8 protein-coding genes and 2 tRNA genes are annotated in these 6,000 nt (G+C 68.6%); 3 read left to right on the forward strand and 7 right to left on the reverse strand.

The features are described 5' to 3' along the window. Positions 1-127: 127 nt before the first annotated feature. From rpmG to BN10_RS09715, 7 genes are all read right to left on the reverse strand, one after another. Positions 128-298 (reverse strand): 50S ribosomal protein L33, encoded by a 171-nt coding sequence (rpmG, locus tag BN10_RS09685; RefSeq protein ID WP_010851068.1) that lies wholly within the window; start codon positions 296-298, stop codon positions 128-130. Positions 299-411: 113 nt separating this feature from the next. After that, positions 412-485, reverse strand: a tRNA-Met gene (locus BN10_RS09690). Between the two features lie 44 nt (positions 486-529). Then, positions 530-602: transfer RNA gene (locus BN10_RS09695), tRNA-Thr, on the reverse strand. A gap of 88 nt (positions 603-690) precedes the next feature. Then, the gene (locus tag BN10_RS09700; RefSeq protein ID WP_010851069.1) at positions 691-1,446 is read right to left on the reverse strand and encodes a helical backbone metal receptor; all 756 of its coding nucleotides are present in this window, start codon (positions 1,444-1,446) and stop codon (positions 691-693) included. Between the two features lie 11 nt (positions 1,447-1,457). Then, complete coding sequence (locus BN10_RS09705) at positions 1,458-2,252, reverse strand: serine hydrolase (RefSeq protein WP_010851070.1); 795 nt, start codon at positions 2,250-2,252, stop codon at positions 1,458-1,460. Between the two features lie 2 nt (positions 2,253-2,254). After that, positions 2,255-3,019: an SDR family NAD(P)-dependent oxidoreductase gene (locus tag BN10_RS09710; RefSeq protein WP_010851071.1), complete on the reverse strand. Its 765-nt coding sequence runs from the start codon at positions 3,017-3,019 to the stop codon at positions 2,255-2,257. A gap of 132 nt (positions 3,020-3,151) precedes the next feature. Further along, positions 3,152-3,334 carry a hypothetical protein gene (locus tag BN10_RS09715; protein ID WP_156917197.1) on the reverse strand — a complete coding sequence of 61 codons (183 nt, stop codon included), beginning with the start codon at positions 3,332-3,334 and terminating at the stop codon, positions 3,152-3,154. A gap of 144 nt (positions 3,335-3,478) precedes the next feature. Here BN10_RS09715 and BN10_RS09720 point away from each other — a divergent pair, with 144 nt between their 5' ends. The 3 genes from BN10_RS09720 to BN10_RS09730 all read left to right on the forward strand — a co-directional run. Then, positions 3,479-4,279, forward strand: coding sequence for a deoxyribonuclease IV (locus BN10_RS09720; RefSeq protein WP_040751387.1), 801 nt, complete (start codon positions 3,479-3,481; stop codon positions 4,277-4,279). 5 nt (positions 4,280-4,284) lie between these two features. Then, positions 4,285-5,160 (forward strand): FUSC family protein, encoded by an 876-nt coding sequence (locus tag BN10_RS09725; RefSeq protein ID WP_010851074.1) that lies wholly within the window; start codon positions 4,285-4,287, stop codon positions 5,158-5,160. Between the two features lie 104 nt (positions 5,161-5,264). Next, positions 5,265-6,000 (forward strand): leucine zipper domain-containing protein (locus tag BN10_RS09730; RefSeq protein WP_233354284.1); only part of this gene is annotated, 736 nt, incomplete at its 3' end.

Below are 6,000 nucleotides of genomic sequence, written 5' to 3' on the forward strand. Positions count from 1 at the left end.
AACTCCGATGCCGCGTGTCCTCCTCACTCGACGGGCTGGTCCGGCCACCTCGGGACACGACGAAGCCGCCCGTCCCCGCGTCGGGACGGGCGGCTTCGTGACTGAACGGCGGCGTGGGCCGCGTGACTCAGCGGGTCTCGCGGTGCTCGGTGTGCTTCTTGCAGCGCGGGCAGAACTTCGCGAGCTCGATCCGGTCGGGGTTGTTCCGACGGTTCTTCTCGGTGATGTAGTTGCGCTCCTTGCACTCCGTGCACGCCAGGGTGATCTTGGGGCGGACGTCGAGGCTCTTCTTGGCCACGGTGCAAACCTTCTTCGTGAGCGGTGAATCTTGGGTGTTTGTGGGTCGCGCGTCGTGCGGGCAACCTGACAAGCGTACGCGAGGCCCGGAGTATTCCGGAAATCGCTGTTGTGTAGCGGGAGCGGGGCTCGATCCCGCGACCTCACGATTATGAGTCGTGCGCTCTAACCAGCTGAGCTACCCCGCCCTGGGTGATCAGCGCGCTCCCCGGAGAGGGACCGTGCTGACCAGAGCCCCCTGTCGGAATCGAACCGACGACCTTTTCCTTACCATGGAAACGCTCTGCCGACTGAGCTAAGGGGGCGCGCTCGGTCGGTCCCGGGGGACCTCATGAGTGCGTCGGAGAGATTACACGTTGAGTCCGCAGGCGACGAAATCGGCGCCACTCATCCCTACGCCGAGGGTGGATCTTGATGCAGGCCGGCCACCGCCTCGAGGAGCGCGGGCCCGTACCACGTGAGCAGGCGACCACTGACACGTCGGGTGGGCACCTGCGTGAAGGCCTCGGGGCCGTCGTCCGCCGTGAAGACGTAGGGCTCGTCGGGCAGGAGCACGAGGTCGGCCAGGTCCGGGTCGTCGATGGCCGCGAGATCGGCGTGCGGGTAGCGGCCTTCGGAAGGTGCGCACACGGCATACCCGAGGCGGGCGAGGAGGTCCGCGGTGAAGGTGGGGTGCCCGACGACCATCCACGGGTCTCGCCAGATCGGGACGACAACCCGCGTATGCCGTGGGGGCACGTCCGTGGACCACAGCCGGTCGGCGTCGGCGAGCCACTGGGGCGCTGGCCACCCGCAGGCGTCGACGAGGAGGCGTCGCAGGGAGGTCAGCGCCTGTGGGACGGTCTCGATGTCGGTGACCCACACCGGGATGCCGCGGTCGCGGAGGCGACGCACGTCGAGTTCGCGGTTCTCTTCCTTGTTCGCGACGACGAGGTCGGGGTGCAGGTCGGCGATGGCATCGAGGTTGGGATTCTTCGTCCCGCGAACGCGTGCGACATCGAGGTCAGCGGGGTGGGTGCACCAGTCGGTGGCACCGACGAGGGCTGCCGGCGCGGTGGACGCGATCGCCTCGGTGAGGGACGGGACGAGGGAGACCACCCGGGTGGCGGCGCCGGCGGGGAGTCGGGTCTCGTGCCCGAGGTCATCCATTGCGCTGCGGCTCAACGGATCTCCTCGAGGACTTGGGAGCCAAGGGCACGCATGGCGCTCAGGACCTCGGCACGACCTCGGCCCGGCGGATCCTCATGCCAATTGGCGATGACGGCATACGCAAGCGTGCGCTCGTTGGCCGTCACGAGACCGACATCGGCGCGGACGCCGAGGTTGGTGCCCGTCTTGTTGACGACGGTCGGACCGAAGGGGTCCTCGTCGTGGGCGAGCGGATCCTGGTCGAAGGCACTCGTGACCATCGAGTGGTCGACTCCCCCGCACAGCCAGTCGAGGACCCGGGTGCCGACCTGCGCGTCGCAGCGGAGGCGAATGAGCATCGCCACGAGGTCGGCAGCACAGCAGCGGCTGAGGTGCGGTGGGTCATCGGGTCCACGCAGCCCGCGCACGATGTCGACGAGGTCGGACCCACAAGGGGCCCACTGCTGGGCCCGCGCACGGATCGCGTCGAGCCCGAGGCGGTCGATGAGGACATTCGTGGCCCAGTTGTCGCTGACAGTGCCGACGAGGGTGGCCACGTCGAGCAGTGGCAGGCGATCGACGCAGAGCCGTTGCCACAGACCGGAATCAGCCACTGGTTCGACGGCGTGACGGTCGAGGAGTTCCGCACCGTCGACGGAGTCGTCGGCCAGTCGATGGGCGAGCTCGATGAGCACGAAGAGCTTGCCGACACTGGCACTCGAGAGCAGGCTCTCCTCGTCGCGGGCAGCGAGGACGGCTCCGGTGTCGATGTCGACGATCTGGACCGACCACTCAGCAGGACCCGGGAGGTCGAGCGCCCAGGGCATCGTCAGCGCGGAGCCATCCGCAGGGCACCGTCCATGCGAATCGTCTCGCCGTTGAGGTAGTCGTTGTCGACGATGGCGAGCGCGAGCTTGGCGAACTCCGCAGGGCGGGCAAGCCGTTGCGGGAAGGGAACTCCTGCTGCGAGGGCAGCCCGGAACTCGTCGGAAACGGTTGCCAGCATGGGCGTTTCGACGATGCCGGGTGCGATGCTGACGACGCGGATGCCGTACTGCGCAAGGTCACGCGCCGCCGGGAGGGTCAGTCCGACTATGCCGCCCTTGGAGGAGGCGTAGGCGGCCTGCCCGACCTGTCCGTCGAAGGCCGCGATGCTCGCGGTGTTGATGATGACGCCGCGTTGGCCGTCGGCGTCCGGGTCGGTCTGGGCGATCGCTTCACTGGCGACGGCCAGGACGGTGAACGAGCCGATCAGGTTGATCTCGACCACCTTGCGATAGAGGGCGAGGTCGTGGACACCTTTGCGCCCGACAATCCGGGCGCTGGGTGCAATGCCGGCACAGTTGACGACGGCGCGCAGCGGGGTGGCCGGGTCGGCAGTCGCCCGGTCGACGGCTGCGCGGACCTGGGCCTCGTCGGTGACATCGGCCGCGACATGGGTGACACCCTCGACCGCTGCTGCGTTCTCGATGCTCCCTGGCAGGTCGAGGGCGATGACAGTGGCGCCCTGTCCGGCGAAGGCAGCGGCGGGGGTGGCCGCGCCGAGACCGGAGGCGCCACCGGTGACGATGGCGGAGGTGTTCGCGAGATCCATGGCGCCATCCTGCCAGCGGGCCCGGCGATGGGCCCAGACAAGGTGTCGAGAGGCAGGGCCCAGCCACCGCGCAGGCGAAGGTATGTCGCGCAGCCGAGTCAGCGGCAGACCCTCGCCTGCGTTGTTGGTCGGCTACCTGCCGTCGAGCAGTCCGAGGGGGACGCCCTCCGGGTCGCGGATCTCCGCGTAGCGCAGCGTGGTGAAACCGTCGACGTGCGATACCCCGGCCGTCTCGAGCCCATTGCCGTGGGCACTGGGAGAAATGCTGGGCTGGGCCCCACCCACGCCCGCGTATGTCGTGCGGATGATGCTCACGACGCGGTCCGCTCGACGGGTGGCCCGTGGCCCGTCCATTCCGTTGACCTTGGCGAACCAAGCTGGCTGGTCGCCAGTCCGGGTATCCGGAGTGCGGGGGCAACCACCGTGTCGGACGCGAGGGTCACGGCATACCGTTGGGTCATGGCATTGCACATCGGCGGGCACGTCGACTCGACCGACCCGATCGCCGAGGCGAGGGCGCGTGGAGGCACGCTCTCGCAGTTCTTCCTCGGCGACCCCCAGTCCTACAAGGGCCCCACCATTGCGTATGCCGCGGGGCCGGCCGCGCTCAAGGCCGACGCCGAGGCGGCTGGGGTCGACCTCTATGTGCACGCGCCGTATCCGATCAATGTTGCCTCGACGAACAACCGGATCCGCATCCCCGGGCGCAAGTTGCTCCAACAGCACCTCACGGCGGCCGCCGAGATCGGCGCCAAGGGCGTGATCGTCCACGGTGGCCACTTGGGCAAGGACGAGGACGCCGCGATCGGCTTCGACAACTGGCGCAAGTGCATCGACGGCCTCGACATGCCGGTGCCGCTGCTCATCGAGAACACCGCCGGTGGCGACAACGCGATGGCACGCCGCCTCGAGGCCATCGCGAGGCTCTGGGACGCGATCGGTGCCGCCGAGGGCGGGGACACGGTCGGTTTCTGCCTCGACACCTGTCACGCGTGGGCAGGTGGCAACGACCTGTCGACGATGGTCGACCGCATCCTGGCGATCACCGGCCGGATCGACTTCGTCCACGCCAACGACAGCCGCGACACCTTTGACAGCGGAGCGGACCGGCACACCAACTTCGGCTCGGGCGAGATCGACGGCACCGAGGTCTCGGACCTGGTCCGCGCCGCCGGTTGCCCCGTGGTCGTCGAGACGCCTGGTGGAGTCGAGGGCCAGAGTGCCGACATCACCTGGCTGCGGGATCACGTCGGGAGCTGATCGGCGTGGATCGACCCCGGCGACCGGGTGCCTCTTCGGCTCTGCGGCGCAGCGCTGCTCTGGGCAGTGCGGCCCTGGACCTCTCGGCCGAGATCTCGCGTCGCGAAGCCCGGCGGCGGTCGGCTGCACTGCGTGCGCGGGCCTACCTGATCGTCCAGTGCGCCCTGGCCGCAGCCGTGGCCTACTCGATCGCCCGCTACGTCTTCGACGTCGCGGTGCCCCTGTTCGCGCCCGTGGCCGCGATGATCACGCTCGGCATGACCCACGGCCAGCGGCTCCGCAGGGCCCTGGAGATCACCGTGGGCGTCGGGGTGGGCGTCTTCGTCGGGGAGATCATCGTCCACTGGCTCGGGATGGGCTGGTGGCAGGTTGCTCTCATTGTCGGCGTCTCGATGACCATTGCCGCCGCGCTCGACGTGGGGCCGCTGCTCATCACCCAGGCAGGCGTGCAGGGTCTGATCGTGGCCCTGCTGTCCGCCAACTCCACCCTGGCCTTCGGCCGCTGGTTCGAGGCGCTCATCGGCTCCACCGCGGGTCTGGCCTTCGCCGCCATCGTGCCCACCTCGACGGTGCTGCGACCGCGGGCGCGTGCCATCGCCCTGCTCCGCGACGTCAGCGACGTGCTCACGCGCACCGCAGCCGCCATGACCAACAAGGACCAAGCAGCCGTCGAAAAGGCCCTGGTCGACGCCCGGGCCACCGAGGTCGCGTTCAACGGCCTGAAGGGCGTGACCGCGGACTCCCGCGAAATCCTGCGACTCACCCCGCTCTCGACCCGCCGCAAGGCCGCGATCGCCACCGTGGCCTCCATGCTCGAGCCGCTCGATCGGGCGATCCGCAACATGCGCGTCCTCAACCGGCGCGCGGCTGTGTGCCTCTAGATGTACCCGGCCAGGAGGTTGGTAGCAGTGTGGGTGCTTGAACGCGGGAGAACCTCCGGGTGGGATGTGGCTTGTCTAAGGCCCACTCCAACCCGGAGGTTCTCGTGTCCCACGCTAATGCCCGTTTAACTGTTCATGGCCGCCGCTTGATCGTCCAGCGTCATCAGCAGGGATGGAAACAGGCGCACATCGCGGCGGCGATGGGGGTCTCGCGCAAGTGCGTCGCGACGTGGATCAGTCGTCACGCCGCTGAAGGGGAAGGCGGGTTGGCGAACCGATCCTCACGCCCACGCACCAGCCCCCGCAGGACGGCTCCCGAGGTCGAGGAAGCCGTCCTGAGAGCGCGGGTCACGGACCGTGAAGGCCCTGACGTCCTGGGACCGAAGGTGGGCGTGCCGGCGCGGACGGTCTCACGGATCCTGCGCCGTCACCAGATGCCGTACCTGCGCGAGTTGGACCCGATGACCGGGGAGGTGATCAGGTCCTCGAAACAGAGCGCGGAACGCTACGAACGCGACTATCCGGGCGAACTGGTGCACATGGACGTCAAGAAGCTCGGCAAGATCCCTGACGGGGGCGGGTGGCGCGCTCACGGGTTGGCTGCCACCCAGGCCGCCAAGGGCAAGCGGGACAAGATCGGGTACGACTACGTCCACTCGCTGATCGATGACTACTCCCGGCTGGGCTACTCCGAAGTCCTGCCCGACGAGAAAGGACCCACCTGCGCGGACTTCCTGGAGCGGGCTGCGGCGTACTTCGCCGCCCAAGGCATCACCGTCATCGAACGCGTCATGACCGACAACGCCTTCGCCTACCGCCACAGCGCCGACATGAAGCGAG

Origin of the sequence: Phycicoccus elongatus Lp2 (assembly GCF_000367525.1) — a bacterium.
GTDB lineage: Bacteria > Actinomycetota > Actinomycetes > Actinomycetales > Dermatophilaceae > Phycicoccus_A > Phycicoccus_A elongatus.

Coding starts and splice junctions, on each gene's coding strand:
- BN10_RS09700 (WP_010851069.1), bottom strand. CDS start 1,446: ATGGATGACCTCGGGCACGAGACCCGACTCCCCGCCGGCGCCGCCACC.
- BN10_RS09705 (WP_010851070.1), bottom strand. CDS start 2,252: ATGCCCTGGGCGCTCGACCTCCCGGGTCCTGCTGAGTGGTCGGTCCAG.
- BN10_RS09710 (WP_010851071.1), bottom strand. CDS start 3,019: ATGGATCTCGCGAACACCTCCGCCATCGTCACCGGTGGCGCCTCCGGT.
- BN10_RS09720 (WP_040751387.1), top strand. CDS start 3,479: ATGGCATTGCACATCGGCGGGCACGTCGACTCGACCGACCCGATCGCC.